Source organism: Nitrospirillum viridazoti CBAmc (assembly GCF_000730165.1).
GTDB classification, from domain to species: domain Bacteria; phylum Pseudomonadota; class Alphaproteobacteria; order Azospirillales; family Azospirillaceae; genus Nitrospirillum; species Nitrospirillum viridazoti.
In genome coordinates this window covers 2,651,364-2,677,232 of sequence record NZ_CP022110.1, presented here as the reverse complement: position 1 = coordinate 2,677,232, position 25,869 = coordinate 2,651,364, and the positions used below count along the sequence as shown (strand labels likewise).

The window sequence follows — 25,869 nt, the reverse complement described above, 5'->3', positions numbered from 1 at the left end:
TGCCATTCATCCTGATGGTCTAGTCTTCAAAATTCGCATGGGCTTATCCCTGGACTAAATCTCCAGCGGTCTATATTGAAACTCGCCTTCCGAAAGACAGCTCCGCGGTTCGCGGGCCGATCGGGGTCGCCCTAGCCGGCATTTCAAATTTCGCTGTTGTTCTCGCCCGTGCGCGCCCTTCGGCGCCCTCGTGGGCGCTGCATTTGGGAAGTGTTGCCATGTTCCAAGCCCAGTCCTCGACGGCCCCATCGGCCGCCGGTACCCCCTCCATTTCTGCCAAGGTCCGCAAGGGTTTCGCCGTGTCGGTGGCGGCACGCATCGCCCTGCTGATCGTCGGGGCCGTGACCCTGCTGACGGTGGTCAGCCTGGGCATCAGCCACGTGTTGCTGGCGGGCTTCACCATGGAATTGGCCAAGGACCGGCAGGACGCTAACATGCAGGTGGCCTGGCACGTGCTGGAAGGTTACGGCAAGGATTACAGCCTCAAGGACGGGCACTTGTACGCTGGCGACACCGCGCTGGAGAACAACGTTGCCGCCGTCGATACGGTGAAGCGCCTGGTGGGCGGCACCGCCACCATCTTCGCCGCCAAGGATGGCGAGATGGTGCGCATCGCCACCAACGTCATGAAGCAGGATGGCAGCCGTGCCGTCGGCACCGCGCTGGCCCGCAACGCCGTCTACGACGCCGTCGTCGGCCGGGGCGAAGCCTATCGCGGCGAGGCCGACATCCTGGGTGTGCCCTTCTATACCGCGTACGACCCCATCAAGGACGCTGGCGGCCATATCGTGGGCGTTCTGTATACCGGCATCCAGAAGCGCATCTTCGCCGAGGCGGTGGAGCATCTGAAGACCAGCATCCTGGTGACCAGCGTCACCCTGGCCGTGGTGCTGGGCCTGGTAGCCTGGTGGCTGGCCAGCCGTTGGGTGGGCCGTCCCGCCCTGCTGGTGGCCCGCCTGCTGGAACGCCTGGCGGCCAACGACACCACGGTGGAGATCCGCCCCAGCCAGCGCCGGGATGAGATCGGGCGCATGCTGCGCGCCGCCGGCGCCCTGCGGGGCGTGGTGGCCGACGTCTTCCGCCTGAAGCAGATGGTGGACGACATGCCGCTGAACGTCCTGCTGGCCGACGCCGACCAGGATTTCCGCATCACCTATGCCAACGCCGCCAGCCTGGGCACGCTCAAGATGCTCGCCGCCCCCCTGCCGCGCCCGCTGGCCGGCGGCACGCCGGTGGGCGCCGGGATCGGCCTGTTCCATGCCGACCCCGCCCCGTTGCTGGAGGTCGTGAGGAACCCGGCCCTGCTGCCCTGGCAGGGCCGCCTGACCCTTGAAAACGTTGGCGGGAATGCACCGGGGGGCGATAACGAGGAGCTGGAGCTGCGCGTGGCCGCCGTGCGCGACACCGACGGCCGCTATGTCGGGCCCATGATGACCTGGTCGGTGGTGACGCGTCAGGCCCGCCTGGCCGCCGCGTTCGAGACCGACGTGCATGGGGTGGCCGCCGCCGTCACCAGCGCCGCCCACACGCTGGAGGGCGACGCCCGCACCCTGACCGACAACACCGGCAGCGCCTGCACGCAGGCCCAGGACGTGCAGGCCGCCGCCAGCCAGACCTCCAGCAACGTGCAGACGGTGGCCGCCGCCGCGCAGGAGCTGGCGGCCTCGGTGGATGAGGTCGGCCGGCAGGTCGAACGTTCCAAGGTCATCGCCGCCCGCGCCGTGGCGGAGGCGACCACCACGGGCCAGACCATCGGCGGCCTGGCCGAGGCCTCGGACCGCATCGGTGCCGTGGTGCAGATGATCAGCGACATTGCCGGCCAGACCAACCTGCTGGCACTGAACGCCACCATCGAGGCGGCGCGGGCGGGCGAGGCCGGCAAGGGCTTCGCCGTGGTGGCCTCCGAGGTCAAGACCCTGGCCGGCCAGACGGCCAAGGCCACGGAGGAGATCACCCGCTACGTCCAGGACATCGGCCAGCGGACGGACCTCAGCGTCGCCGCCATGGAACGTATCGGCGCCACCATCCACGAGGTGAACGAGGTCGCCGCCGCCATCGCCGCCGCGGTGGAGGAGCAAGGTGCGGCCACCCGCGAGATCGCCCGCAACGTGGCCGAGGCCGCCGACGGCACCGACCACGTCAGCCGCACCCTGTCCTCCCTGACCGATGCCACCGGTGTGGCGGGCAGCACGGCGGGCGAGGTGCTGGACACCGCCGGCAGCCTGACCCGCGAGGCCGGCCGACTGAACCAGGCGGTGGAGGGCTTTATGAAGGCGCTGCGGGAGATGTGAGGAGCCGTGCGTTTGCCTCGCGCTTCCAGGCGACGTTCCCCGAAGACCTGCGTTGACCGCAATTTTCACGCAAACGGGGGCGCGGTCTTGTCGCTGCGCTCCGGGTGCGCTAGAGGGCGGGGGCAAGTTAGCGAAGTGACCTCATGAACACCACGCCCGATCCCGACGACGATGACGAGGACGACCTGCCGCCCCTGCCGGCGGGCGCCAAGAACTATATGACGCCGGAAGGCTTCAACCGCATGCGCGACGAACGCCATCAGCTGCTGCGGGTGGAGCGTCCCAAGGTGGTGGAGGTGGTGTCCTGGGCCGCCGGCAACGGCGACCGGTCGGAGAATGGCGACTATCTCTACGGAAAGAAGCGCCTGCGTGAGATCGACCGGCGCATCCGCTTCCTGACCAAGCGCATCGAAAGCGCCGAGGTGGTCGACCCGCAACTGCAGAAGAACCGGTCCCAGGTCTTCTTCGGTGCCACCGTCACCTACGCCGATGAGGACGACGGTCGTATGACCGTCACCATCGTCGGCCGGGACGAGGTGGACATGGACCGCCACCGCATCAGCTGGGTGTCGCCGGTGGCGCGCGCGTTGATGAAGGCGCGCGTGGGCGACGTCGTCACCGTGCGCACGCCCAAGGGGCCGGAAGGGGTGGAGATCCTGGAGATCCGCTACCCCGACTGAACGGCCGGGATGGCGGCAAAGGTGGCGGCTGGGAAGCGATGGCCCTCAGCGGTGTTTTTTCCGCGCCGTCGGGCCGTACTCAGCGGCCAGCGTGTCCTTCAGCGACCAGGGATGGTCGGCGGCCCCGGCATCGTCCTTCAGGATGACCAGGTCGTCGATCAGCCAGCGTCCGCCGGTCCGCACGAAATGGTAGGCCAGGACGCGGGGCCCGAGGTTGCTGAAGCGCGCCGTCACCGCGGCCGTGTCGCCCGACGCGTCCGCCTGCAGGCCGAAGCCCGACAGGTCCCAGTCCTGGCCGTCGATGATGATGTCGAAGTCCAGGGCGCAAATCCCCTGGGTGCGCTTTTCGCAAGCCCGGTTGGCGTCCAGCAGGCGCGCCAGCGCCGGGGTGGCGCGGCGCCGGACCTGGGCGACCGAATCGATAGTCGTGTCCTTCTCGGCGTGAGGATCGGCCAGGTACGGCCGGTACAGGGCCTCGACGATGGCCTGAGGGACGATGGCCTGGGGCGTCGATTGCGGCGGTTCGGCGCCGCCGGCCCACGCCGCCGGCGGAAGGGCCGCCAGGCTCGCGGCCAGCAGAAGCGCCGCTAGCCTCATAATTCCGGCCGCATGGCGGCAAGCGACCGCCGGGCGATGTCCTTCAAGGCGGCGCGCAAGCGCTCGATCTCCTGCGCGGCAGCCTCGTAATCCTCGATCAGGCCGCCGACCAGGGTGCCGGGATCCCCGGCATGGTCGGGATAGCGGTCACGGGCCCGTTCGGCGCGGCGGCGCAGCCGCTCCACGATGTCCTCGTTGACAGGCGGCGCCGGGCGGTGGCTGTCATCCTCCGGCGTCATGTCCTCGGCATCCGGCATGGCCCGTGGCTCCCTTCCTTCACGCGTAAGCGGGTCGTCAGGACCGGCCCCTTACGGGGCGCGGCCATGGCAATGCTTGTACTTCAGGCCGCTGCCGCAGGGGCAGGGGGAATTCCGGGGAGTGTTCATCCAGGTGTCCGGATCCTGGCCGCCCACCTGGGTCGACTGCGGCATGTTCACGGCGCCATACCCCAGGCCAACGCTGGCGCGCGCCATGCCTGGGGGTAGGGGCTCGTCGGCCGGCGGCAGGCCAGCGGGCGGGAACGCCGGGTCGACGCGGGTCTCTTGCATTTCCTGGGGCGGGAAATCGTTGGGGTCCAGCGGCGCCTGGGCGACCTGCAGCTGCACGCGCATCAGCACCTGGGTCACCTGCTCGCGCAGGCTGTCCAGCAGCTCCTCGAACAGGTTGAAGGCTTCGCGCTTGTATTCGTTCAGCGGGTCGCGCTGGCCATAGGCGCGCAGGTTGATGCCCTGGCGCAGATGGTCCAGCGACAGCAGGTGGTCCTTCCACGACTGGTCCAGCAGCTGCAGCAGCAGGCTGCGCTCGATGGAGCGCATGATCTCCGGCCCGTAGCTGGCCTCCTTGGCGGCGTAGGCCTCCTCGGCGGCCTTCATCAGGCGCTGCTCGATCTCAAGCTCGGCGATGCCTTCTTCCTTGCCCCATTCCTGCACCGGCACGTCCAGCGCCAGGACGCGCACCACGTCCTCGTGCAGCTGCTCCATGTTCCACTGCTCGGCATAGGAATTGGCCGGAATGGCCTTGGCCACCAGGGTGTTGATGGTGTCCTGGCGCATGTCCTCGACGGTTTCCTTGATGTCGTCGACGGCCATGATCTCGCGACGCTGCTCATAGACGACCTTGCGCTGGTCGTTCATGACGTTGTCGTACTTCAGCAGATTCTTGCGGATTTCAAAGTTGTGGGCCTCAACCCGGCTCTGGGCCTTTTCCAGCGCCTTGTTGATCCAGCTGTGGATGATGGCCTCGCCTTCCTGCAGGCCCAGGCGCTGCAGCATGGTGTCCATGCGCTGCGACCCGAAGATGCGCATCAGGTCGTCTTCCAGCGACAGGAAGAACTTCGATGCGCCGGGGTCGCCCTGGCGGCCCGAGCGGCCGCGCAGCTGGTTGTCGATGCGCCGGCTTTCGTGCCGCTCCGTGCCCACGACGTAGAGGCCGCCGGCGGCCAGCGCCACGTCCTTGGCGGCCGCCACCTCCTCCTCGATCTGCTGGATGCGGCGCGCGCGCTCGGCCGGGTCGGTCACCTCGCCCAGCTCATATTCGATGCGCATCTCGATGTTGCCGCCCAGTTTGATGTCGGTGCCGCGGCCCGCCATGTTGGTGGCGATGGTGACGGCGCCCGGGCGGCCGGCCTGGGAGACGATGTAGGCTTCCTGCTCGTGATAGCGGGCGTTCAGCACGTTGTGCGGGATGCCCTGCTTCTTCAGCAGGTCGGACAGCAGTTCCGACTTCTCGATGGAGATGGTGCCGACCAGGATGGGCTGCTGGCGCTCCTGGCACTCCTTCACCAGCTTGACGATGGCGTCGTATTTCTCGCGCGCCGTGCGGTAGACCTCGTCATCATAGTCGATGCGCTGGACGGGCAGGTTGGTCGGCATGTCGACCACGTCCAGGTTATAGATCTCGGCGAATTCCGCCGCCTCGGTCATGGCCGTGCCCGTCATGCCGGCCAGCTTGGGGTACAGGCGGAAATAGTTCTGGAAGGTGATGGACGCCAGCGTCTGGTTCTCGCGCTGGATGGTCACATGCTCCTTCGCCTCCAGGGCCTGGTGCAGGCCTTCGGAATAGCGGCGGCCGTCCATCATGCGGCCCGTGAACTCGTCGATGATGATGACCTTGTCATCCTTGACGATGTAGTCCACGTCGCGGGTGAACAGCTTGTGGGCGCGCAGGGCCTGGTTCACGTGGTGGACCAGGGTGATGTTGTGGATGTCGTACAGGTCGCCCTGCTTCAGCAGGTCCATCTCGGTCAGGATCTGGGCGACCTTCTCCGTGCCCTCTTCCGTCAGGTTGACGGACTTGGCCTTCTCATCCTTTTCATAGTCCGTGTCGGCCAGGCGCAGGATGACCGTGTCCACGGCGGCGTACAGCTCTGACCCGTCGGTGGAGGGGCCGGAGATGATCAGCGGGGTGCGCGCCTCGTCAACCAGCACGCTGTCCACCTCGTCGACCACGGCGAAGTTGAAGGGCCGCTGGACCATGTCGTCCAGGCGGAACTTCATGTTGTCGCGCAGGTAGTCGAAGCCGAACTCGTTGTTGGTGCCGTAGGTGATGTCGGCGGCGTAGGCGCGGCGGCGCTCGTCATCATCCAGGCCGTGGACGATGCAGTCGGTGGTCAGGCCCAGGAAACCGTAAATGCGGCTCATCCAGCCGCTGTCGCGCTTGGCCAGGTAGTCGTTCACGGTCACGACGTGCACGCCCTTGCCTTCCAGGGCGTTCAGGTACACCGCCAGGGTTGCCACCAGGGTCTTGCCTTCGCCGGTGCGCATTTCGGCGATGCGGCCGCGGTGCAGGACGACGCCGCCCATGAGCTGCACGTCGAAATGGCGCTGGCCGATGGCGCGCTTGGCCGCCTCGCGCACGGTGGCGAAGGCGTCGGGCAGGATGTCGTCCAGTGTCTCGCCCTTGGCCAGCCGGTCGCGCAGCCAGTCGGTGCGCATGCGCAGCTCGTCGTCGGACAGCGATACCAGCTTCGGCTCCAGCGCGTTGATGGCGTCGACGTCCTTCCGCAAGCTTTTGACAACGCGCTCGTTGGCGCTGCCGAACAGTTTGCGGGCGATGGAACCGAACATGAAAACCTCGAAGAGAACGAACACGGGGAAACCGGCCGGATCATCCAGCCCGGCCGCGCGGGACATGGGGCCCTTTTGGATAAGGCCCCCCATGCGCCTTGTGAGATAAGGTGGCAGGGCCCGGCGGTCAATGAAGCCCCGCCGTTTCCGGTACCGCGATACCGGTCCCACCTGCCGTGTCAAATCCCCCACACGCGCGGGGCTGGACCATAGCATGATCCGCCTGCTTTCCAACCGCTTTGATGCCCCGGCGGATGCGGTATCCAGCGACCGTCCCCGGGCATGGCGTGAGGCTCGCCGCTTGGGGGCCGGGGTGCGGCATCAGGACACGTACGGGGTGGGTATCCGGCGCTGTCCCACCTTGCGAGAGGGGCGCGCCCCGTGTTTTATGGCGCGACAGCCGAAGAAGGGCCCGGCAGTGCTACGGCGTGGCCGTCCCTGGTCCCTAGCATCGCGCCGTTTTTTGATGCAGCCCCAGTCCTCGAGGAATTCAGCTCCATGTATGTGAAGATGTTGCGTGCCGCGCTGCTGACCGCGGCTTTCGGGTCCCTGGCCGGCACCGCCCTGGCCGCTGACACCCCGGCCAAGGCTGCCGCCCCCGCCGCGGCGCCGGCCGCCGGCTCGCCGGCCCAGGCCGCGGACGATCCGGTGGTGGCCCGTGTGAACGGCAAGGAAATCCACCGGTCGGAAGTGCTGGCCGAATACAGCCAGCTGCCGGCCCAGACCCAGCAGCAGATTCACCTGAACGAAGCCTACCCGCGCGTTCTGGAGAACCTGGTGACCGCCCGTCTGCTGACGGATGCCGGCTACAAGGACAAGCTGCAGGACAGCAAGGAAGTGAAGACCGAGCTGAAGCACGCTGAAGAGCGCTTCGTGCAGCAGGCCTACATCCGCAAGCAGGTCGACTCCCGCATGAACGAGGCGCTGCTGAAGAAGAAGTATGACGAGATGGTGAAGGCCATGCCGGCCGAGGACGAGGTCCGCGCCCGGCACATCCTGGTGAAGACCAAGGAAGAGGCCGACGCGCTGATCAAGCAGATCCAGGGCGGCGCCGATTTCGCCAAGCTGGCGTCCGAGCAGCAGATCGACAAGAACTCCGCCGCTTCAGCTGGCGACCTGGGCTACTTCACGAAGGGTGACATGGTCGCTCCCTTCGCCGACGCCGCCTTCGCCATGAAGCCGGGCGAGGTCAGCAAGACCCCGGTGAAGACCGACTTCGGTTGGCACGTGATCAAGGTTGAGGACCGCCGCAAGCGCCAGGCCCCGCCGTTCGAGCAGGTGAAGGGCCAGGTCGCCCAAGCCGAAGCCCAGGATCTGGCCGCCCAGGTGGTGGATGAACTGCGCAAGGGTGCCAAGGTCGAGGCCTTCGACATCACCGGCAAGCAGGCCATCTCGCTGACCCCGCCGCCGGCCGCCGCCAAGCCGGCCGCCCCCGCCAAGCAGTAAGGCGGGTGGGAAGGCGCGGGGATGAGTTCCTTCCCGCGCCGTTACGCTAGCGAAGGGCGCAAGCATCGCCGGTGGCGGTCTTGCGCCCTTTTGCTGTCCGCGGTTTGCTCAAGCGCCGAACGCCCGTTTTCGATTTTATTCGTCACGGATTTCGGCCTATTTTCTGCGCCGTTTGCCCGGTTCCTCCGGGCGGCCCCTCATCCGAACCGTTCGCCTTCAACGGAGCGATCCCCATGGCCCTCAAGGTCTCCCCCCTGGCGCCCGACGCTTTCCCCACCCTGTCCCCCGTGGCCGGCGTCCGCCTGGCGGCATACAACTGCGGCATCCGCTACAAGGGCCGGGATGACCTGATGGTGGCCGAGCTGGCCCCCGGCACCACCGTCGCCGGCGTGCTGACCCGCTCGCTGACCGCCAGCGCGCCCGTGCATTGGTGCCGCAAGGGCCTGACCGGCGGTAGCGCCCGCGCCCTGGTGGTGAACTCCGGCAACTCCAACGCCTTCACCGGTGCCGCCGGCGAATCGCTGGTGTCCGAGACGGTGGCCACCGCCGCTCAACTGGTGGGCTGCAAGCCGGAGGAGGTCTTCGTCGCCTCCACCGGCGTCATCGGCCAGCCCCTGCCGGCCGACATGATCGCCCAGCACCTGGGCGCCGCCTGGGCCAAGCTGGACGCCGGCAACTGGGATGCCGCCGCCCGCGCCATCATGACCACCGACACCTTCCCCAAGGGGGCGGTGGCCACCTGCATCATCGACGGCAAGACCGTGACCCTGAACGGCTTCGCCAAGGGCAGCGGCATGATCGCCCCTGACATGGCGACCATGCTGGGCTTCCTGTTCACCGATGCCGCCATCGCCGCCCCGGTGCTGCAGAAGCTGCTGTCGCGCGCCACCGACCGCAGCTTCAACTGCGTGACGGTGGACGGCGACACCTCCACCAGCGACACGGTGATCCTGGTGGCTACCGGCCGGGCCGGTAACGCCCCCATCACCGACGCGACCGATCCGCGCCTGCGGCCTTTCGCCAAGGCGCTGGACGCCGTCTGCCTGGACCTGGCCCAGCAGATCGTGCGCGATGGCGAGGGTGCCACCAAGTTCGTGACCCTGACCGTGACCGGTGCGGCCAGCAGCCAGGCGGCCAAGCGTATCGCCCTGACCGTCGCCAACTCCCCCCTGGTCAAGACCGCCGTGGCGGGTGAGGACGCCAACTGGGGCCGCATCGTCGCCGCCGTGGGCCGCGCCGGTGAGAAGGCCGACCGCGACAAGCTGGTGATCAGCATCGGCGGCGTGCAGATCTGCGCCAACGGGATGGAGGTCCCGGGCTATGACGAGGCGCCGGTGGCCGCCCACATGAAGGGACAGGAGATCGACATCCAGGTCGATTTGGGCCTGGGCCGGGGCAAGGCCACCGTGTGGACCTGCGACCTGACCCACGGCTACATCGATATCAATGGGAGCTACCGGAGTTAAGTGTTCCCTCAGGCGGCGGGCGCGGGCATCCGCCCGCTTGCCTTGTCCTCGATTTTCAGTCCACTGCGTTCCCCGAAAATCTCCGGCGGACGCGGTCGCGTCCTATTGCGGCATGAGACGTCATGCCGCCGGTTTTGCCGTTGAGAGAAGGAAGTGCCGTGGCGGATGAGATGACCCCGTGCTGGGATGGGCGGCCGGAGCCGACGGAGCCGGTACGCACCGTGTTGGTCGCCGCCGTGGCCCTGATCGATGCCGACGGGCGGGTGCTGCTGGCGCAGCGCCCGCCGGGCAAGTCCCTGGCAGGATTGTGGGAGTTTCCCGGCGGCAAGGTCGATCCCGGCGAGACGCCGGAGGTGGCCCTGGTGCGGGAACTGCGGGAGGAGCTGGGCATCGACACGCGCACCAGCTGCCTGGCGCCCTTCACCTTCGCAAGCCACCGGTATGAGACCTTCCACCTGCTGATGCCGCTCTACGTCTGCCGCGTCTGGCAGGGCACGCCCCAGCCCCTGGAGGGCCAGTCCCTGGCCTGGGCGCGGGTGGATCAGCTGAACGACTATCCCATGCCCCCGGCCGATGTGCCGCTGGTGGCCATGCTGCGCGACCTGCTGTAGGGGCGCTGTCCAATCGCCTGGGCGAAATCACAACCCATAAGATATGTGATTGAATCAGATAAAACTTTAAGAACTAAAATCTGTCCTTTGGTGTTACCCATACGGGCAACTCATCCGCCACAATCCCAAAGAGGTTTAGGATGTTGCCCAATTGCGCGTGTTCCCGCTTCGATGTCGCCCAGGTCGCGTTCGCCTCCCTGGCCGGTAAGGAAGCGGATGACCTGATCAAGGAACTGAAGGACACCCTGGAGAGGATCCGGCCGGACTATCCCGTGCTGCAGTCGGCTCCGCTGCCTGAACCTCCCGGCGCGCCGGCCCGGCTGTTTTACAACGGCATCATCCGTACCATGCGTGATGACCTGCCCTTGGTCGAGGCGCTGGTGATCCGGGGCACAGACATTTTGGGTGTGGGTACCTTGCAGGCGATGCGGGACCTGGCCCCCGGTGCGCGGGAGATTGACTTGGCCGGCCGGACCCTGATGCCGGGCTTCGTCGATCCCCACATGCATGTCGTGGCCAGCGCTCTGCTGGCCCCCGGCTTAGGCTTGGGGCCGGTGGCGGGGGAGGCCTACACCTTCGACAGCGTCAAGGCCAAGCTGCGCCAGGCCATTCAATCGGCCCCGTCGGTGAACGACTGGATCGTCGCGACCGGTTTCGATTCCTCGCGGCTGTCTGACGGCTGGCAGAACATCACCGTCGATGTCTTGGACGATCTGTTCGGAACCAAGGATCCGGACCAGCAGAACCCGGTTTACATCGCGTCGGGTTCGGGCCACACCACCTACGCTAGCCGCCGGGTCCTGAAGATGGCCGGCGTGCCTGAATACGACCCGCCGCAGCCGGACGGCGGCAAGATCGCCACCTTCTTCGAGGACGAGAAGGATACTGGCCGCACCTCCGGCATCTTCATCGAATACCCCGCTCAGAAATACGTCCTGGCGGCACTCTCCGCCAACCACCAGGGCTTTCCCGAGGACGCGAAAACGCTGGGCCTGAATCTGGCGGAGATCCTCTACACCGCCGTGGCCAGCGGCAACACCATGGTGAACGAGGCGGCGCTGGGCATCGCGTTGGGCAGCGCCGCGCTGGAGAAGGCGGCCATCGAGACGGTGTCGATCTTCACGGCGCGCCCCCGCTTCGCCAGCGCCCAGTATGTCAATCAGTACCAGTTGGGCCAGACGGGCGCGCATAAGGTGCAGTGGGACCAGCCCAACCTGAGCGATCCCATGTTCCTGCAGCAGGCCATCAAGCTGTTCGCCGACGGATCCAACCAGGGCGTGACCGGTTTGCAACGCGAGCCTTACACCCCGTGGGCTCGTATACAGACGGAGCGCGACTATCTGGGCGTTGACGTGAAGGGCAACCAGAACCTGCCCGTCAGCGCCTTGTCCACTCTGGTCGGCATCGCCAACGGTCTCGGCTGGCAGGTCATCACCCATGCCAACGGCGACGCGGCGATCGACAACATCCTGGCGGCCTATCAGGCATCGAACGAGCAGCACCCCGACAACGGCGCCCTGCGCAACCGAGTTGAGCATTGCTCCATCTTGCATGACGAACAGATCGATCTGATGGTGCGCCTGGGCGTGGTGCCGTCCTTCCTCATCCAGCACGTGGCGGAGTGGGGATATGTGCTGAAAAAGCTGCTGGGCGACCGCGCCAAGCTTCTGGACCGCTGCGCGTCCGTGGAAAAGGCGGGCCTGCGCTTCTCCCTGCACAGCGACTACACCGTCAGCCCGCTGGAGCCGCTGCGCCGGGTCCAGACCGCGGTCACCCGCATCATGGACCTGGACCCCGACCACGGGGTGCTGAGCGCCGATGAACGCATCAGCGTGGTATCGGCGCTGAAGGCCCAGACCATTGACGCCGCCTGGCAATGCCATGCCGATCAGTATGTCGGTACGTTGCAGGCGGGGAAGCTGGCCGACCTGGTGATCCTGGACAGCGACCCCTGCACGTGCGAGCCGACCCATATCGGGGATATCAAAGTGAGTGAAACCTGGGTCAACGGCGCCCAGGTCTTCTGCGCCGCGCCGCACGGTGAGGTCTCGGCGGCATAAGGCCGGTCATGGAACGGCAAGCCGCGCGCCGACGGCCGGCGCGCGGCCCCGCCCTTGCGGGATCTCGATCAGTTCTTCAGCGGGTTGATCTCTTCCGTGCCCAAGGCGTCCGCCAGGCGCAGCTTGGCGCTCCCGCGGCGCAGGGGCTTCTGCTGGCTTTCGTCGGGGGCCCAGCCGGCCAGGTACAGCACCTGGAAGCTGGCCTCGATGCCGCCCTCGCCATCGGGGTACAGGTCCTGGTAGCGTTCGGCGGCCCGGGTGAACAGGTCGCTGGGGCTGACGCCCTTGCGGCTGTCCAGCACGGCGTTGGTCTCGCCCATGCCGCGCAGGTCCTGGATCAGGCGGAACGCGTGGGGGTAGCTGACGGTCAGCATGTCGCTGTCCACCACCGGCAGGGCGAAGCCGGCGCGCTGCAGCAGGCCGCCGGCGTCGCGCACCTCGGCCATGGGGCTGATGCGCGGCGACAGGCCGCCCATCAGGTCCATCTCGGCCTCCATCAGGCTGCGGCGCAGCTCGAACAGCGTCTCGCCGCCCAGGATGGCGCCCAGGAACAGGCCGTCGGGCTTCAACGCGCGGCGCACCTGGATCAGGGCGCCCGGCAGGTCGTTGACCCAATGCAGGCTGAGGGCGCTGATCACCAGGTCGAAGCTGCCCTCGGCGAAGGGCAGGAACTCCTCATCCGCAGCCGCCGTGGGCAGGCCGGGCATGCGCTTCGCCGCCTCGACCGCGAAGCGGGGGGACAGGTCCGTCGCCACCACCTGGGCGATGCTGGGCACGGCCGCCAGGGCCTGCGCCACCTCCCCGCCATGGCAGCCCAGGTCCAGGGCCACGCGGAATTCGCGCTTGATGTCGGCCAGGCGTTCCACCAGGCGGCCGACCACCTCGGCCTTCAGGAAATTGAAGCCGTCCCATCCGGCGGCGGCCCGGTCGCGATGGGCTCGCACGCGGCGGCGGTTGAAGACGGTCATGCTGTCGGCGTCGCTCATGGGGCCGGTATAGGCCCTTCCTTGGCCGGAGCAACAGGAATTTACGGGGTGCGCGCGGCTTTGCGCTATCATGGCGCGTGCTTCTCGGAGGATATGCGCGCATGGGCGATTGGGGGCGGGTGATGGGGGCCAGGGTGCGCGACACCGGCGTACGCCTGCTCGACCTGGTGCTGCCGCCGCGCTGCCTGGGCTGTGGCGAGGCGGTGGCCGCCGCCGGCACGCTGTGCGGCACCTGCTGGCGGGGTGTCGGCTTCATCACGGCGCCGCAATGCGCCGCCTGCGGCCGGCCCTTTCCTCACGACATGGGCGCCGACGCCCTGTGTGCCATCTGTGTCGCCGCGCCCTTGTCCTTCGGCCGGCTGCGCGCCGCCGTGCTGTACGACGATGCCAGCCGCCCCCTGATCCTGGGCTTCAAGCATGGCGACCGGACGGAGGCCGTCCCCCTGTTCGCCGGCTGGATGGCGCGCGCCGGCGGGGAGTTGCTGGCCGGGGCCGATCTCGTGGCGCCGGTGCCGCTGCACCGCTGGCGCCTGTTCGCCCGGCGCTACAACCAGGCCGCCCTGCTGGCCGCGCGGCTGGGGACACTCAGCGGGGTGAAAGCGGCGCCCGACCTGCTGGTCCGCCGCCGCCGCACCCCCAGCCAGGGCAGCCTGTCGCGGGAGGGACGGGCGCGCAACGTGGCCGGCGCCTTCGCCCTTCGCCCCGGCCGGTCGGTCAAGGGGCTGCGCGTGGTACTGGTGGACGACGTCTACACCACCGGCGCCACGGTGGCGGAGTGCGCCCGCGTGCTGTTGCGGGCGGGTGCCGCGGGGGTGGAGGTGCTGGCCCTGGCCCGGGTGCTGAAGGCGGAGGATATTTAGAAACACTCTAAATTCAGGGCTGGGTTGCGCACCCACCCTTGGCGCTGCGCCGCCGATGCGCCAATATTTCAGGTAAATCATTTCCTCAGGAGTTTGGGCCCATGCCCCGCGTTGAAATCTACACCAGCCCCTACTGCCCCTATTGCCACCGCGCCAAGCGCCTGCTGGACAGCAAGGGCGTGCAGTATGAGGAGATCGACGTCATCGCCAACCCGTCGCGCAAGCCCGAGATGATTCAGCGGGCCGACGGCCGCACCACGGTGCCCCAGATTTTCGTGGATGGGGAGGGCCTGGGCGGCAGCGACGACATCCACGCCCTGGACCGCGCCGGCAAGTTGAACGCCAAGCTGGGCCTGGACCAACTGGCCTCCGGCACAGCCTGAGCATGACGGCCGCCCCTTTCTCGGGTGTCCTGCGCGCGGCGGTCCTGCAGATGACCGCCGGACCGGAGATCGCGGCCAACATGGACGCGGCGGACCGGCTGCTGCGCCAGGCCAAGGACCAGGGGGCGGTGTTCGCCACCCTGCCGGAGAATGTGGCCCGCATGGTCCAGGGCCGCGAGCGGGTGCTGGCCGGCGCCTATGAGGAAGAGGCGCACCCGGCGCTGGCCCGCTTCCGCGACTTGGCGGCCGAAACCGGGCTGTGGCTCATGACCGGCACCCTGGCCTGCCTGACCGAGGATGGCCGCGCGGCCAACCGCTGCTTCGTCATCGATCCGGCGGGCCAGGTACTGGCCCGTTACGACAAGCTGCACATGTTCGATGTGGAACTGGCGAATGGTGAGCGTTATCGCGAAAGCGCCACCTTCCGCCCCGGCGACGTCGCGCGCGTGGTCGACACCCCCTGGGGCGGGCTGGGCCTCACCGTCTGCTACGACGTACGCTTCCCCCAGCTGTTCCGCGCCCTGGGCAAGGCCGGCGCCCGTATCATCACCGTGCCGTCCGCCTTCACCGTGCCCACCGGGCGCGCCCATTGGCATGTGCTGCTGCGCGCCCGTGCCATCGAGACGGGCTGCTGGGTCCTGGCCCCCGCCCAGGTGGGCACCCACGACGGCGGCCGCCAGACCTACGGCCACGCCCTGATCATCAGCCCCTGGGGCGAGGTCGTGGCCGACGCCGGCGGCGAGACGCCGGGCGTGCTGGTGGCCGATTTGGACCTGTCCAAGGTGGATGAGGCGCGGTCCATGGTGCCCAGCCTGCTGCACGACCGAGCGTTCGAGGGGCCGTGAAGAAATTCACGGCTTGCCGATGAGGGCCGAGGCCTTGCGGCGAACCTCTGCTAGCTCCGCGTCGTCGATCTTGCCTTTGAACTCAGCCTGTCGGGCCTGCCAGTCCAGGCTTTTCACCTGGTCGGCCAAGACCGCCTGCTTCTTGTCTGGCCCGATCAGCACTTCGAAGGGATAACCCTTGATCTGTGTCGTCATCGGACAACACAGCAGCAAGCCGGCGCGTCGATTGTAGGCTGCTGGGCTTAGGACCACGGCCGGCCGGTGTCCGGCCTGCTCGTGTCCCGCTTGCGGGTTGAATTGCAGCCACACGACATCCCCGGCATCCGGGATGTAGCCCATTACGGGATTTCCTTGCCGACCGATGGTCCGTAGTCGACTTCGACATGGCGATTTTCCGGAGTTATGCCGGCAATCAAATCCGCCAGATCGTAGTCGTCCTTGCGCACCGGCTCGATCACGATGCGGTTGCCCTCTTCCCGAATATCGACTGTGGCGTCGACCTCCAGCCCAACCGCTTCCATGACTGCCACGGGAATGCGGACGGAGGCGCTGTTTCCCCATTTCCTTATGGTCACGCGCATGTCCGGCCCTTTCGTGACGTCGAGACAATGTCGATACGTTAGCTTAGACGGGGGCGTTGTCAACGTCACCAGAGCTGAGGCGGGGATAGGGTCCAACAAAAAAGGCGGCACCCATCGCGGATGCCGCCTTTCGTTTTGTTACCGGAACAGACCTTACTCGGCGACCTTCAGCACGCCGCGGCGGATCTGGTCGCGTTCCATGCTGACGAACAGGGCGCGGAAGTTGCCTTCGCCGAAGCCCTCGTCGCCCTTGCGCTGGATGATCTCGAAGAAGATCGGGCCGATGGCCGTCTCGGTGAAGATCTGCAGCAGATAGCGGTTGTCCTTGCCGTCCAGCAGGATGCCGCGGCTCTTCAGTTCTTCGACCGGCTGGCCGTGGCCGGGCAGGCGCTCTTCCAGCATCTCGTAGTAGGTGTCGGGCGGCGGCGTCATGAACTTCACGCCGGCGGCCTTCAGCTTGTCCCAGGTGGCGATGATGTCATCGGTCAGGAGGGCGATGTGCTGGATGCCCTCGCCCTTGTAGGCCTCGATGAACTCCTGGATCTGGTCCAGCTTGTCGGCACCCTGCTCGGACTTCGACTCGTTGATCGGAATGCGGATCTTGCCGCAGGGGGCGGTCAGCGCCCGGCTGGTCAGGCCCGTGTACTCACCCGTGATGTCGAAGTAGCGGATCTGGCGGAAGCCGAAGATCTTGCCATAGAACTCCGAGATCGGGTCCATGCGGCCCTTGCGGACGTTATGGGTCAGGTGGTCGATCAGCTTCAGGCCGGCGCCCACGGGGTTCTGGTCGGCACCCTCGATGGGCACGAAGTCGATGTCGTAGATGCTGGGGCTGTTGTACCGGTCCACCAGGTACAGCAGGCTGCCGCCGATGCCCTCGATGGCCGGGATGTTCAGTTCCATGGGGCCGACGGTGCCCTTCACCTCCTTGGCGCCCTGGGCCACGGCGTGCTTCAGGGCTTGCGCCGCGTCCTTCACGCGGAAGGCCATGGCGCAGGCGCTGGGGCCATGCTCACGGGCGAAGCGCTGGGCCAGGCTGTCCGGCTCGGCGTTGACGATGAAGTTGATGTCGCCCTGGCGGTACAGCACCACGTTCTTGGAGCGGTGGCGGGCCACCTTGGTGAAGCCCATGGCCTCAAACAGGCGGCCCAGGGCCTCGGTGTCCTCCGCCGTGTATTCCACGAACTCGAAGCCATCGGTGCCCAGCGGGTTCTCCCACAGGTCGCCACCGGCGACGGCTTCGGCGACGGGCCCAGAGGAGGACGGGGAGGAGGAGGTGGTCGGGGTGGACATGGCGGGTCGCTCTCCCTGTTAGAAGCAACAATCCCCCTGATGATACGCCCGGCGGCTGGGCATTTCCTTGCGAAGTCTGCCGCATTTGTTCAAGATTGAGCAACGTTGTGCTCAAGAAACACTTAAGGCGGCATCACTATGGGTAAATCCAGTCTGGACGCGGCAGATCTGCGCATCCTGGATACGTTGCAGCGCAACGGCCGCCTATCCAATGTCGATCTGGCGGAGGCCGTGGGCCTCTCGCCCTCGCCCTGCCTGCGCCGGGTGAAGGACCTGGAGGACCAGGGCTACATCCAGGGCTATGCCGCCCTGCTGGACCGGCGCCTGCTAGGCCTGGGGGTCGTCGCCTTCGTCGAGGTCAAGATCGACCAGAACGCGGAGGGCGACGCCGTGTTCCGCCGCCTGGTCAGCCAAATCCCCGAGGTGGTGTCCTGCTTCGTCATGACCGGCACCATGGACTATCTGGTGCAGGTGGTGGTCAGCAACCTGGAGGCCTTCGCCGAGGTCTCGATGAAAAAGCTGCTGCAGATCCCCGGGGTGAAGGACGTGCGCTCCAGCTTCGTGCTGGACGTGGTCAAGCACTCCACCGCCGTGCCCCTGCCGTCGGTGGCCGAACTGGCGCGGGACTGAAATTTCTTCCCGGCACAAGATTGCTAAACTGTCCATTCAAACGGCAGGAAGTGGTTTTAGATGGGGAAGGTTGGGGCATGATCGCAAGAAAATGGTGCTGATCCAGCGATAAAATGGTTCCCAGAAACCCAGCCAGGGAGATGGAGCCATGAGCAGCAGCGCGCCGGTCAACACCACGGGCAAGTCCGATACCCCCCTGCGCGGCGACTACAGCGCCATGGCGGCCGACTACACCGTGCCCCAGGGCTGGGAGAAGATCACGGCGGAGGAGCACGCCCGCTGGCGCACGCTGTATGAGCGTCAGTCGGCCTTGCTGCCCCGCTACGCCGCGCCGGAGTTCATGGAAAGCCTGGCGCGGCTGGATGCCCGTGACGGGGTGCCCCATTTCGATCGCGCCAGCGAGGTGCTGCACAAGGCCACGGGCTGGACCCTGGTGGCCGTGCCCGGCCTGTTGCCCAACGACGTCTTCTTCAACCATCTGGCCGAAAAGCGATTTCCGGTAACCAACTGGATCCGCCGGGCGGATGAGATGGATTATTTGGTGGAACCGGACGTGTTCCACGACTTCTTCGGCCATGTGCCCCTGCTGATGCATCCGGTCTTCGCCGACTATCTGCAGGCCTATGGCAGGAAGGGCGCCGAGGCCGAAGCCCACGGCGGGCTGGAGCGCCTGGCCCGTCTCTACTGGTACATGGTGGAATTCGGCCTGATCAACACGCCCCAGGGCCTGCGCGCCTACGGTGCCGGCATGCTGTCCTCGCGGGGCGAGACGCAGTACTGCATCGAAAGCCCTGAGCCCAACCGCGTGGGTTTCAATCTGGAACGGGTGATGCGCACCGGCTATCGCATCGACGACTACCAGGAAACCTACTTCGTCTTGGACAGCTTCGAACAGCTGTTCCAGGCCACGGCGCAGGATTTCGCCCCGCTCTATGCCAAGCTGGCCGCTTTGCCGGATCTGCCGGCCGACCAGATCCAGCCGGGCGACACCGTGTTCACAGCGGGCCGCAAGGCGGCCTAGCGCCTCAGGGGCTGGGCCGCAGCGTCTGCCCGATCATGGCATAGGCGTCGTCGCTGGCCAGGAAGACATAGGCGGGGGTGATGCCGGCCCAATCCTCTTCCTCGCCATCCGCGTCGGGCGGCAGGTGGCCCGGGCACACGCAGTTGGCGGTGATGTCGTTGTCGCCGAACTCATGCACCAGGCTGCGGGTGAAGCCCAGCAGGGCGGAGGCTGCGGCGCCGTAGGCGGTCATCCCGCGCGCCCCTTCCATGGCGGTGCTATCCACCGTGGTGACGATGCGGCCATAACTGCGCGCCCGCATCAGAGGCAGCAGATGGCGCACCATCAGGAAGGTGCCGCCCATGTTGGCGGCCATGGTGGCCTCGAACAGCTCCAGCGTCATGCCGTCGAAGGGCTGCTTCAGGCGGAAGCCGGCGTTGTTGATCAGGATGTCGACATGGTCGAAGGCGGCGATGGCCGCCTCCGCCACCGTATAGGCGCCGGCCGGTTGGGTGATGTCGGCCTGCACGACGATGCCGGTGCGGCCCAGGGCCTGCACCTGGCGGGCGGTCTCCGTGGCCGCCGCCTGTTCATCGGGCAAGAGGTGGTGGAGGATGACGTTGGCCCCCTCCTGCGCCAGGGCGACCGCGACGGCCCGGCCCAGGCCGGACGCCGCCCCCGTCACCACCGCCGTCCGGTTCGCCAAACGCCCCGCCCGTTGCATCGCCGTTCCCCAAAACCCCGAGTTCAGGCCCGGCGGATCAGATCCGCGGGCGTGGAAAGGATGAGGTCGCGGGGGGCCAGCTTTTCCAGGAAGGCGGCGAAGCCTCCGTCCCTACCGTCCCCTGGACCGCCCGCTGGGCCCGCCCCGTCGCCGGCCGCATCCGCCTGTCCGGCCTCATGGTAGGCATCGAACAGGTCTTCGTACAGGCGCAAATCCTTCAATATTGCAATCTTCTGCTGCAGCGAGGCCTGGCTGACCAGCGCCAGGTGCAGCAGCACCAAGCCGTTCGGCGTCCAGTTGGGCTCGCGCATCAGAGGCAGCAGCGCCAGGGTCTGGGCGCCGCTGGCCCCGCCCGACAGCATGCCCCGGCCCAGGCGCAGGGCGCGGCGCTTGCCGCCCGTGGCCGGCGCCGGCTGGTCGTGGCGCGAGGCGACGCCCTTGGCCCGCCCGCTGCGCTCCACCGCCTGCAGCAGCGGCGTGCCATCCGCGCCCTCACTTCCAGGGCCACCGGCCGGGTGATAGCGCACGCCGCCCTCCACCCCGATCACCAGGGTGGACAGGGCGATCAGCAGCTGGCGCTCCGGCTCCGCCAGGTCGGCGGGGGCGGCGCCCAGGTCGGCGAGGGCCGACAGCAGCAGAGGGCTGATCTCACGGCCGGGGCGGGAGATGCCCACGGTCACGGTCTTGGCCTGGTGGCGAATGGTGTCGATGGGGCGCGACGTCTCCTCGAACACCAGGCGCAGCAGATCCTGGCCCCGCGTGATGACGGCCGTCCGCTCCGGCTTGCCGCCCGGCGTGTCCAGCATGGGCAGGGCCGAGGTCAGCTTGGCCAGGCGGGCGGCATAGCTGGCGGGCAATGCGGCGTCCAACTGCCCGTCGGCGATGCGGTCGATGATGGCGGCCAGGCTGGTGGCCACCGGCGTGACCGGCCGCTCCGGATCGGCCAGCGCCTGGTCCAGCACCGCCGACACCTCGCGGAAGGGGCGGGATTCGGCGTCGATGGCCAGGGCGGCGTGGAAACCCCACAGGTGGCCGGCCACCGTGGCCATGATGAAGTCCAGGCCGGCGCCGGCCGACGGTAGATGCACCACCGCCTCGGCGTAGGGGGCGAAGCAGGTCTCGCCCTTGGCGGCGAAGACGATGGGCTTGCCGTTGTGGGCCTTGAAGATGGCCACTTCCTTGGCGGTGTCCTGGGCCAGCAGGGGGGCCAGGTCGTTGGCCACCACCAGGGTCAGCGGCTCGGTCGACAGGTCGATGTGCTTCTTGTCCTCGGTGTAGTCGACCGGGATGGACTTGTAGCAAAGCTCCGACAGCTTGATGCGGATCTCTTCGGCCGCGACCTTGTTGGCGCCGTTGCCCACCACCGCCCAGTAGCGGTTGCGCGGGGCATAGGCCCGGGCGCAGGCGGCGATGGCGCCCTCGTCGTCCAGCACCTCCTGGATGCGCTGGGGCAGGGCCTCCAGCGCCACCGTCTCGTCATGGATCTGCTGGGCCGGCAGGGTGCCCAGCGCGTCGGCCAGGCACAGGGCGGTCAGCTTGCCCGCCGCCACCTGGCTGTAGAAGGCCTTGGTGGAGGCCACGGCCATCTCGATGTCGCGGCCGTCGCTGGTGAACAGGTGGCTGTCCGACTTGCGCACCAGGGGGCTGTTGCGGCGGTTGACGATGGCGTGGATCCAGGCGCCGGCGGCGCGGGCGAGGTCCACCGTGCGGTTGGTGTCGGTGGTGGTGCCGCTCTGGCTGATGGCGATGACCAGGGCGTCATCCAGGCTCTTGCCGTCCAGGTTGGTGGACAGTTCCGAGGCCTTGGCGCTGGTCACCGTCACCGGTGCCTTGTCCAGCGCCAGGCGGATCAGGTGCTCGATGCCCATGGCGGCGATGGCGGCGGTACCCTGGCCCGTCACCAGAATGCGGCGGATGGGCGGCTTGGCCGGATCGGCCAGGCGGGCGCGCAAGCCGGCCCACGGCCCCGTGTCGGTGCCGCCCGCCGGCCCCAGGTCGAAGCTGACGCGGCGGTCCTGGCGGCGATAACGGCCGGCCAGGGTCTTGCGCACGCTGGCCGGGGCCTCATGCACCTCCTTCTCGAAGAAGTGGTCGTGGCGGCCGCGGAAGATATCGCGGGAGAAGATCTCGATGACGTCGGCCTTCAGGCTGGCCGGGGCGCCGTCGTCGACCGTGCGGGCCGACAGCGCCGGCTCACCCGCCGCCGTCGACAGGACCACGGCCAGGCCGCCGCGCTCCACCTGCGCCAGCGGAATGGACCGGCGGGCGCGCGGCGCCAGGCCGTAGTTCTCCGACGCGACGATCAGGCCGTCGTTCACCTCGGCCACAAACAGGCTCTGCCCACTGCCCTTCTGGCCCAGCTGCAGGCGCTCCGGATCGGCCGGGTGCTGCAGGATGATGGCCATGGACCCGTCCAGGCGCCGGATGGTGGCCAGGAAGCGGTCGGCGTTGCCGCCCCCATTGCCGGTTTCGCCTTCCAGGCGGAACAGCACCGGGATGACCTTGGTGTCGGTGGTGGTGTCGGTGGGCAGGGCGTGGCCGGTACCCTCGATGGCGCTCTCGGTCAGGGCCCGGTAATTGTCGATGTCGCCGTTCAGGGCCACCATGGCGTCGGCATCGGCGTCCAGCGCCGTGGCGGCCTTGCCGGCGCCCGTCTCGTTCAGCAGGCGGGCGTTCAGCGGATGGCAATTGGGCAGGCTGATGGCGCCGTGGGAGGCCCAGCGGGTGTGGGCGATGGCGCTGAAGCCGTCGGCGTGGCCAGCCACCGCCCACAGCACGGCGTCGGCGCGCATGCGGGCGCGCAGAAAGGCGCCGTTGTCGCCCAGGCGGCCGATCAGGGTGGCCACCTTGTAGGTGAAGCGCACGGTGGTGCGGCCGTCGGGCAGGGCGTGCAGCGCCAGGCCCTCGTGCCGGTCGCCCACGGCCAGCCGCTCGGCGGCACCGGCGCGCAGGGCCGCCGGCAGGTCGTCCAGGGTGTAGCGATGGTCGATGGTGATCTGCAGGGCGATGCCGGCGCTGTCGCGCCCGCGCACCTCCAGCCGATCCAGATTCTCCAGCACCTGTTCCGCGGCCCAGGCCACAGCATGCTGCGGCCGGGTGGCGGCGGCACCGTCCGGCAGCAGGGCCAGAGTGCGGCCGATGTTGCCCAGCACCTCGGTCCGCAGCTGCCAGGCATAATCGCGCAGCCGTTCGGCTGTGCGCTCCACCGCCACGTCGCGGGCGGCCTCGCCGGACCGGAGCATCGTCTCCAACGCGTCGATGCGATCGGCCACCGCCGTCAGCAGGGCGGCGGCGGCCGGATCGGCCACGGCGGCCATATGGGTGGGGAAGGCCATCAGGTCGGTGAAATGCGCCACCAGCCCGTCCAGGGCGGCGTCGATGGCGGCGGGGTGGCTCGCCTGGGCCAGCCGGTCGGCAACGGCCTCCAGCCAGGATAGGTCCGCCGTGCGGGTCCAGTTGCGATTACCCAGGAAACCGGCGATGCCGCACATCGTTCACCTCACTCAGCCAAGATCGCAGTCATAGTCCAGGCCGGGGCCGGGGTGGAAGGCTGAAAACGTAACGTTACACTTGCCCTGCCTTGGGGCGCCGGCCTTGCCCTTCCGGCGGATGGCCTCTTGCCGGGCGCGCGGCTATGGTGCCCGCTTTCCGTCAACCCATCCTGGAACCATCGCCCATGATCGTGACTCTCTGGCACAACCCCAAATGCTCCACCTCGCGCCGGGTGCTGGCCGACCTGCAGGCCGGCGGACATGAGGTCCAGGTGGTGGAATACCTGAAGACCCCGCCCGACCGCGCCGCCTTGGTCGACATGCTGGCCGCCCTGAAGGCCCGCCCGGCCGACATCCTGCGCCGCCGCGGCAACGACGATTTGCTGGCGAACGAGCCCGCCGGCGGTTATGGCGACGAGGCCCTGCTGGACCTCATGGTGGAACACCCCATCCTGATCGAGCGCCCCATCGCGCGCAGCCCCAAGGGCGCCGTGCTGTGCCGCCCGGCGGAAAGACTGGCCGAGGTGCTCTGATTTTCCCATCTGCCAGGAAATTGGGGCGGAAGCGGGGCGGTATGGCCCCATAGCAGCGGCATGAGGATTCCCCTCCTGCCGCTGTAGGACGCGACTGCGTCCGCCGGAGTTTTGCGGGGAACGCAGTGGACGGCAAAACGAGGACAGCCAAGCCGGCGGATGCCGGCGCCCGGCGATTGAGGGCGTGCCAGTTTAACGTGGGGCGGCAGCCAGCGGCACCGTGAAGCTGACGGTGGTGCCCACGCCCGGCTGGCTGTCGAGGGCCAGGACCCCGCCGTGGCGGGCCACTAGGTCGCGCACCAGGGTCAGGCCCAGGCCGGTGCCGACCTCACCCAACGTGCCGGGGCGGCTGTCCTGCGCCTCGCGGCGGTACAGCTGGTCCAGCTGTTCGGGATCCATGCCGATGCCCCGGTCGGCCACCGCGATCTCCAGCCGGTCGCCCAGCGCCCGCGAGGTCACCTGGACGCCCTGGTTGGGGTGGCTGAACTTGATGGCGTTGGCCAGCAGGTTGCGCAGGATGGCCAGCACCATGGTGCGGTCGGCCAGGATGTGGCGGTCGCCCGAGGCGTCCAGGATGCGGATGCCCTTGGCATCGGCCGTGGGGCCCAGGTCATGGATGGCGGCCGCCACCACCTCGCCCAGCGGCATGACCGACGGGCTGAAGGGCGTGCCCGACATCTGCACCCGCGACCAGTTCAACAGGTTGTCCAGCAGGGTGTGGGCGGTGACCGCGCTCTGGTGCACCGACGCGGCGAAGTCGGCCACGTCGGCCGGCGCCATGCGAGTGCCGTAGTCCGCCAGCTCCTTGGTCATGCCCAGCAGCACGTTGAAGGGCCCGCGCAGGTCGTGGGAGATCAGCGAGAAGAAGCGCGTCTTCTCCCGGTTCAGGAAGTCCAGCTCATCATGGGCGGCGCGCAGTTCGGCCAGGGCCTGTTCCGTGGCCGCCCGCGCCTCCCGCTCCGCCGCGGCGGAGCGTTCCTGAGAGCGCACCATGCGCCGCACCACCATGTTGAACAGCAGCACCACCGCCAGCAGTACGCTGGAAAATCCCGCCATGGACCCGGCGGTGTGCATGACCAGCGACCAGGTGAGGGCGGCGCGCGGCGCCACGTGCACCAGGCGCCAGGGGGCGTTGGTAAGGGGGCGGGTGGTGATGAGATAGCCCGCGTGCTCGGCCGTGGCGGCTGTCTTGCCCATCACCGCCGCCAGACCGACGGGGGTGGGCCGGCCCTGCTGGAACAGGTCGGCGGGCGGGGTGCCGGCGGCCGACAGCAGGCGGTCGTCCCATCCCAGCAGCAGCACGGCGCCACCGCCGCCGGCATCGGCCGTGGGCAGGGCCAGCAGGGCGGGATCCAGGTCGAAGGCCACCACACCCAGGAAACGGCCCTGGTCATCGATGGGAGCGGCGACGGTGGGCAGCGGCTGGGCTGGCGCCTCATCCTGCGCGGCGCCCTGAGGCGGCGGGGCGGGCGTCTCTGTCCACAGCGCGCGGCCGGTGGGATTGGCGGCCAGGGTGGACAGGCGATAGGCGTTGCGCTCGAAGATGCCCGCCATCAGCCCCTGGGCATTATCGGCGGACCGCCAGGGCGCCACCGCCACCAGGCCGGAGGTGGCGATGAAATAGCCGCGCCCAAGGCCGGGCTGGGTGCGCACGTCCAGTGCCAGCTGCTGGGCCAGGGCCACGGCGGTTGCCGCCTCGGCCCGCCAATGGGTGCGGTCGGGACGCGACAATCCCTCATGCCGCGCCAAGGCGCGGTCGGGCAGGGCCAGCAGGGCGGCGGGCACGGGTCCGTCCAACGGATTGGTGTCGGCCGGGCCGACGCGGTCCAGCATCGGCACCTCATCCGCGCCGGCTTGGGCCACCCCGTCCAGGAAGGCGTTCAATTGGGGGGTGTCGGCTGGCGGGGCCAGCAGCGCGTGCCGGGTCCACTCCCGCAGGCGCTCCACCCGGCCCGAAATGGCGGCCAGCGTCCCGTCCAGGGCGATGGCCTGGGTATCCATGGCCTGGCGGATTTCGGCACGGCGGGAATTCAGGCCCCGGGTGAACTCGGCATGAACGAACACCAGGGACAGCACGATGCCGGCGGCCAGCGAGATGTTGATCAGGCGGCCCGGCCCGATGGATTTCATCCAATCCGCCAGCCGTCTCATGACCCGCCGTCCCGCCATGTCGTGCCCAAGGGCGTCCCGCCACCTTGTTCGTCCCGCCAGATGGCCCCGCCCGCCCCCGGCATTGCCCGGAAGAGGGCGGGCCCATCCTTCCGCGACGCTTATCATGGGGGCGCGGGCCTGGCAATTGATGGCCGGCTGCGCGCCAGAAACGGAAC

General features: G+C 68.2%; 22 protein-coding genes. 12 read left to right on the top strand and 10 right to left on the bottom strand.

Translation table 11 applies throughout. The features are described from left to right. Positions 1-218: 218 nt before the first annotated feature. Positions 219-2,291 (top strand): methyl-accepting chemotaxis protein, encoded by a 2,073-nt coding sequence (locus tag Y958_RS12285; RefSeq protein ID WP_088872204.1) that lies wholly within the window; start codon positions 219-221, stop codon positions 2,289-2,291. A 143-nt stretch (positions 2,292-2,434) separates the two neighbouring features. After that, entirely contained in the window at positions 2,435-2,971 is a 537-nt protein-coding gene (greB, locus tag Y958_RS12280) for a transcription elongation factor GreB (RefSeq protein WP_088872203.1), read from the top strand. A 45-nt stretch (positions 2,972-3,016) separates the two neighbouring features. On the opposite strand, the gene Y958_RS12275 is transcribed toward greB, so the two are convergent. Genes Y958_RS12275 through secA form a run of 3 tightly spaced genes read right to left on the bottom strand, consistent with a single transcriptional unit; the run spans position 3,017 to position 6,633 of the window. After that, positions 3,017-3,568, bottom strand: coding sequence for a hypothetical protein (locus Y958_RS12275; RefSeq protein WP_088872202.1), 552 nt, complete (start codon positions 3,566-3,568; stop codon positions 3,017-3,019). Next, positions 3,565-3,825 carry a hypothetical protein gene (locus tag Y958_RS12270; RefSeq protein ID WP_088872201.1) on the bottom strand — a complete coding sequence of 87 codons (261 nt, stop codon included), beginning with the start codon at positions 3,823-3,825 and terminating at the stop codon, positions 3,565-3,567. The genes Y958_RS12275 and Y958_RS12270 overlap by 4 nt, the downstream gene beginning before the upstream one ends. Before the next feature lie 51 nt (positions 3,826-3,876). Continuing rightward, a complete protein-coding gene (gene secA, locus Y958_RS12265) occupies positions 3,877-6,633 on the bottom strand; it encodes a preprotein translocase subunit SecA (RefSeq protein WP_088872632.1) in 2,757 nt (918 codons plus the stop codon). 498 nt (positions 6,634-7,131) lie between these two features. Between secA and Y958_RS12260 the strand changes: the two genes are divergently transcribed. The 4 genes from Y958_RS12260 (at position 7,132) to Y958_RS12245 (ending at position 12,216) form a co-directional block, all read left to right on the top strand. Further along, the gene (locus Y958_RS12260; RefSeq protein ID WP_244909289.1) at positions 7,132-8,079 is read left to right on the top strand and encodes a peptidylprolyl isomerase; all 948 of its coding nucleotides are present in this window, start codon (positions 7,132-7,134) and stop codon (positions 8,077-8,079) included. Between the two features lie 233 nt (positions 8,080-8,312). After that, positions 8,313-9,545 carry a bifunctional glutamate N-acetyltransferase/amino-acid acetyltransferase ArgJ gene (argJ, locus tag Y958_RS12255; protein WP_088872200.1) on the top strand — a complete coding sequence of 411 codons (1,233 nt, stop codon included), beginning with the start codon at positions 8,313-8,315 and terminating at the stop codon, positions 9,543-9,545. 170 nt (positions 9,546-9,715) lie between these two features. After that, positions 9,716-10,156 (top strand): 8-oxo-dGTP diphosphatase MutT, encoded by a 441-nt coding sequence (gene mutT / locus Y958_RS12250; RefSeq protein WP_040850455.1) that lies wholly within the window; start codon positions 9,716-9,718, stop codon positions 10,154-10,156. A 140-nt stretch (positions 10,157-10,296) separates the two neighbouring features. After that, positions 10,297-12,216, top strand: coding sequence for an amidohydrolase (locus tag Y958_RS12245; RefSeq protein WP_088872199.1), 1,920 nt, complete (start codon positions 10,297-10,299; stop codon positions 12,214-12,216). 68 nt (positions 12,217-12,284) lie between these two features. On the opposite strand, the gene Y958_RS12240 is transcribed toward Y958_RS12245, so the two are convergent. Next, on the bottom strand, positions 12,285-13,202 hold the full coding sequence (locus Y958_RS12240) for a methyltransferase domain-containing protein (protein WP_088872198.1): 918 nt from the start codon (positions 13,200-13,202) through the stop codon (positions 12,285-12,287). A gap of 101 nt (positions 13,203-13,303) precedes the next feature. Between Y958_RS12240 and Y958_RS12235 the strand changes: the two genes are divergently transcribed. The 3 genes from Y958_RS12235 to Y958_RS12225 all read left to right on the top strand — a co-directional run bounded on the left by Y958_RS12235 (position 13,304) and on the right by Y958_RS12225 (position 15,290). Then, the gene (locus Y958_RS12235) at positions 13,304-14,062 is read left to right on the top strand and encodes a ComF family protein (protein ID WP_244909288.1); all 759 of its coding nucleotides are present in this window, start codon (positions 13,304-13,306) and stop codon (positions 14,060-14,062) included. 101 nt (positions 14,063-14,163) lie between these two features. Continuing rightward, positions 14,164-14,445 (top strand): glutaredoxin 3, encoded by a 282-nt coding sequence (grxC, locus tag Y958_RS12230; RefSeq protein WP_088872197.1) that lies wholly within the window; start codon positions 14,164-14,166, stop codon positions 14,443-14,445. A gap of 2 nt (positions 14,446-14,447) precedes the next feature. Further along, on the top strand, positions 14,448-15,290 hold the full coding sequence (locus Y958_RS12225) for a carbon-nitrogen hydrolase family protein (protein ID WP_088872196.1): 843 nt from the start codon (positions 14,448-14,450) through the stop codon (positions 15,288-15,290). Between the two features lie 6 nt (positions 15,291-15,296). On the opposite strand, the gene mazF is transcribed toward Y958_RS12225, so the two are convergent. The 3 genes from mazF to hppD all read right to left on the bottom strand — a co-directional run bounded on the left by mazF (position 15,297) and on the right by hppD (position 17,164). Then, entirely contained in the window at positions 15,297-15,629 is a 333-nt protein-coding gene (gene mazF, locus Y958_RS12220; protein WP_088872195.1) for an endoribonuclease MazF, read from the bottom strand. After that, positions 15,629-15,871, bottom strand: a complete 243-nt coding sequence (locus Y958_RS12215; protein WP_088872194.1) for an AbrB/MazE/SpoVT family DNA-binding domain-containing protein — start codon at positions 15,869-15,871, stop codon at positions 15,629-15,631. Before Y958_RS12215 ends, mazF begins: the two co-directional genes overlap by 1 nt. Positions 15,872-16,024: 153 nt before the next feature. Continuing rightward, on the bottom strand, positions 16,025-17,164 hold the full coding sequence (hppD, locus tag Y958_RS12210) for a 4-hydroxyphenylpyruvate dioxygenase (RefSeq protein WP_244909287.1): 1,140 nt from the start codon (positions 17,162-17,164) through the stop codon (positions 16,025-16,027). A gap of 138 nt (positions 17,165-17,302) precedes the next feature. Here hppD and Y958_RS12205 point away from each other — a divergent pair, with 138 nt between their 5' ends. Then, entirely contained in the window at positions 17,303-17,794 is a 492-nt protein-coding gene (locus tag Y958_RS12205) for an Lrp/AsnC family transcriptional regulator (RefSeq protein ID WP_040848442.1), read from the top strand. Positions 17,795-17,942: 148 nt separating this feature from the next. Beyond that, positions 17,943-18,815: a phenylalanine 4-monooxygenase gene (gene phhA, locus Y958_RS12200; RefSeq protein ID WP_088872193.1), complete on the top strand. Its 873-nt coding sequence runs from the start codon at positions 17,943-17,945 to the stop codon at positions 18,813-18,815. Between the two features lie 4 nt (positions 18,816-18,819). Here the strand turns inward: phhA and Y958_RS12195 are convergent, their stop codons facing one another. Both Y958_RS12195 and Y958_RS12190 read right to left on the bottom strand, forming a co-directional pair. Further along, positions 18,820-19,500, bottom strand: coding sequence for an SDR family NAD(P)-dependent oxidoreductase (locus tag Y958_RS12195; RefSeq protein ID WP_186291176.1), 681 nt, complete (start codon positions 19,498-19,500; stop codon positions 18,820-18,822). A gap of 41 nt (positions 19,501-19,541) precedes the next feature. Beyond that, on the bottom strand, positions 19,542-23,009 hold the full coding sequence (locus Y958_RS12190; protein ID WP_145727606.1) for an SIS domain-containing protein: 3,468 nt from the start codon (positions 23,007-23,009) through the stop codon (positions 19,542-19,544). Between the two features lie 185 nt (positions 23,010-23,194). Here Y958_RS12190 and Y958_RS12185 point away from each other — a divergent pair, with 185 nt between their 5' ends. Continuing rightward, entirely contained in the window at positions 23,195-23,542 is a 348-nt protein-coding gene (locus Y958_RS12185) for an arsenate reductase family protein (protein WP_088872191.1), read from the top strand. Positions 23,543-23,734: 192 nt separating this feature from the next. Here Y958_RS12185 and Y958_RS12180 read toward each other — a convergent pair whose 3' ends face one another. After that, positions 23,735-25,693 (bottom strand): sensor histidine kinase, encoded by a 1,959-nt coding sequence (locus Y958_RS12180; protein WP_145727607.1) that lies wholly within the window; start codon positions 25,691-25,693, stop codon positions 23,735-23,737. Between the last annotated feature and the right edge of the window lie 176 nt (positions 25,694-25,869).

Coding starts and splice junctions, on each gene's coding strand:
- Y958_RS12285 (WP_088872204.1), top strand. CDS start 219: ATGTTCCAAGCCCAGTCCTCGACGGCCCCATCGGCCGCCGGTACCCCC.
- greB (WP_088872203.1), top strand. CDS start 2,435: ATGAACACCACGCCCGATCCCGACGACGATGACGAGGACGACCTGCCG.
- Y958_RS12275 (WP_088872202.1), bottom strand. CDS start 3,568: ATGAGGCTAGCGGCGCTTCTGCTGGCCGCGAGCCTGGCGGCCCTTCCG.
- Y958_RS12270 (WP_088872201.1), bottom strand. CDS start 3,825: ATGCCGGATGCCGAGGACATGACGCCGGAGGATGACAGCCACCGCCCG.
- secA (WP_088872632.1), bottom strand. CDS start 6,633: ATGTTCGGTTCCATCGCCCGCAAACTGTTCGGCAGCGCCAACGAGCGC.
- Y958_RS12260 (WP_244909289.1), top strand. CDS start 7,132: ATGTATGTGAAGATGTTGCGTGCCGCGCTGCTGACCGCGGCTTTCGGG.
- argJ (WP_088872200.1), top strand. CDS start 8,313: ATGGCCCTCAAGGTCTCCCCCCTGGCGCCCGACGCTTTCCCCACCCTG.
- mutT (WP_040850455.1), top strand. CDS start 9,716: ATGACCCCGTGCTGGGATGGGCGGCCGGAGCCGACGGAGCCGGTACGC.
- Y958_RS12245 (WP_088872199.1), top strand. CDS start 10,297: ATGTTGCCCAATTGCGCGTGTTCCCGCTTCGATGTCGCCCAGGTCGCG.
- Y958_RS12240 (WP_088872198.1), bottom strand. CDS start 13,202: ATGAGCGACGCCGACAGCATGACCGTCTTCAACCGCCGCCGCGTGCGA.
- Y958_RS12235 (WP_244909288.1), top strand. CDS start 13,304: ATGGGCGATTGGGGGCGGGTGATGGGGGCCAGGGTGCGCGACACCGGC.
- grxC (WP_088872197.1), top strand. CDS start 14,164: ATGCCCCGCGTTGAAATCTACACCAGCCCCTACTGCCCCTATTGCCAC.
- Y958_RS12225 (WP_088872196.1), top strand. CDS start 14,448: ATGACGGCCGCCCCTTTCTCGGGTGTCCTGCGCGCGGCGGTCCTGCAG.
- mazF (WP_088872195.1), bottom strand. CDS start 15,629: ATGGGCTACATCCCGGATGCCGGGGATGTCGTGTGGCTGCAATTCAAC.
- Y958_RS12215 (WP_088872194.1), bottom strand. CDS start 15,871: ATGCGCGTGACCATAAGGAAATGGGGAAACAGCGCCTCCGTCCGCATT.
- hppD (WP_244909287.1), bottom strand. CDS start 17,164: ATGTCCACCCCGACCACCTCCTCCTCCCCGTCCTCCTCTGGGCCCGTC.
- Y958_RS12205 (WP_040848442.1), top strand. CDS start 17,303: ATGGGTAAATCCAGTCTGGACGCGGCAGATCTGCGCATCCTGGATACG.
- phhA (WP_088872193.1), top strand. CDS start 17,943: ATGAGCAGCAGCGCGCCGGTCAACACCACGGGCAAGTCCGATACCCCC.
- Y958_RS12190 (WP_145727606.1), bottom strand. CDS start 23,009: ATGTGCGGCATCGCCGGTTTCCTGGGTAATCGCAACTGGACCCGCACG.
- Y958_RS12185 (WP_088872191.1), top strand. CDS start 23,195: ATGATCGTGACTCTCTGGCACAACCCCAAATGCTCCACCTCGCGCCGG.
- Y958_RS12180 (WP_145727607.1), bottom strand. CDS start 25,693: ATGAGACGGCTGGCGGATTGGATGAAATCCATCGGGCCGGGCCGCCTG.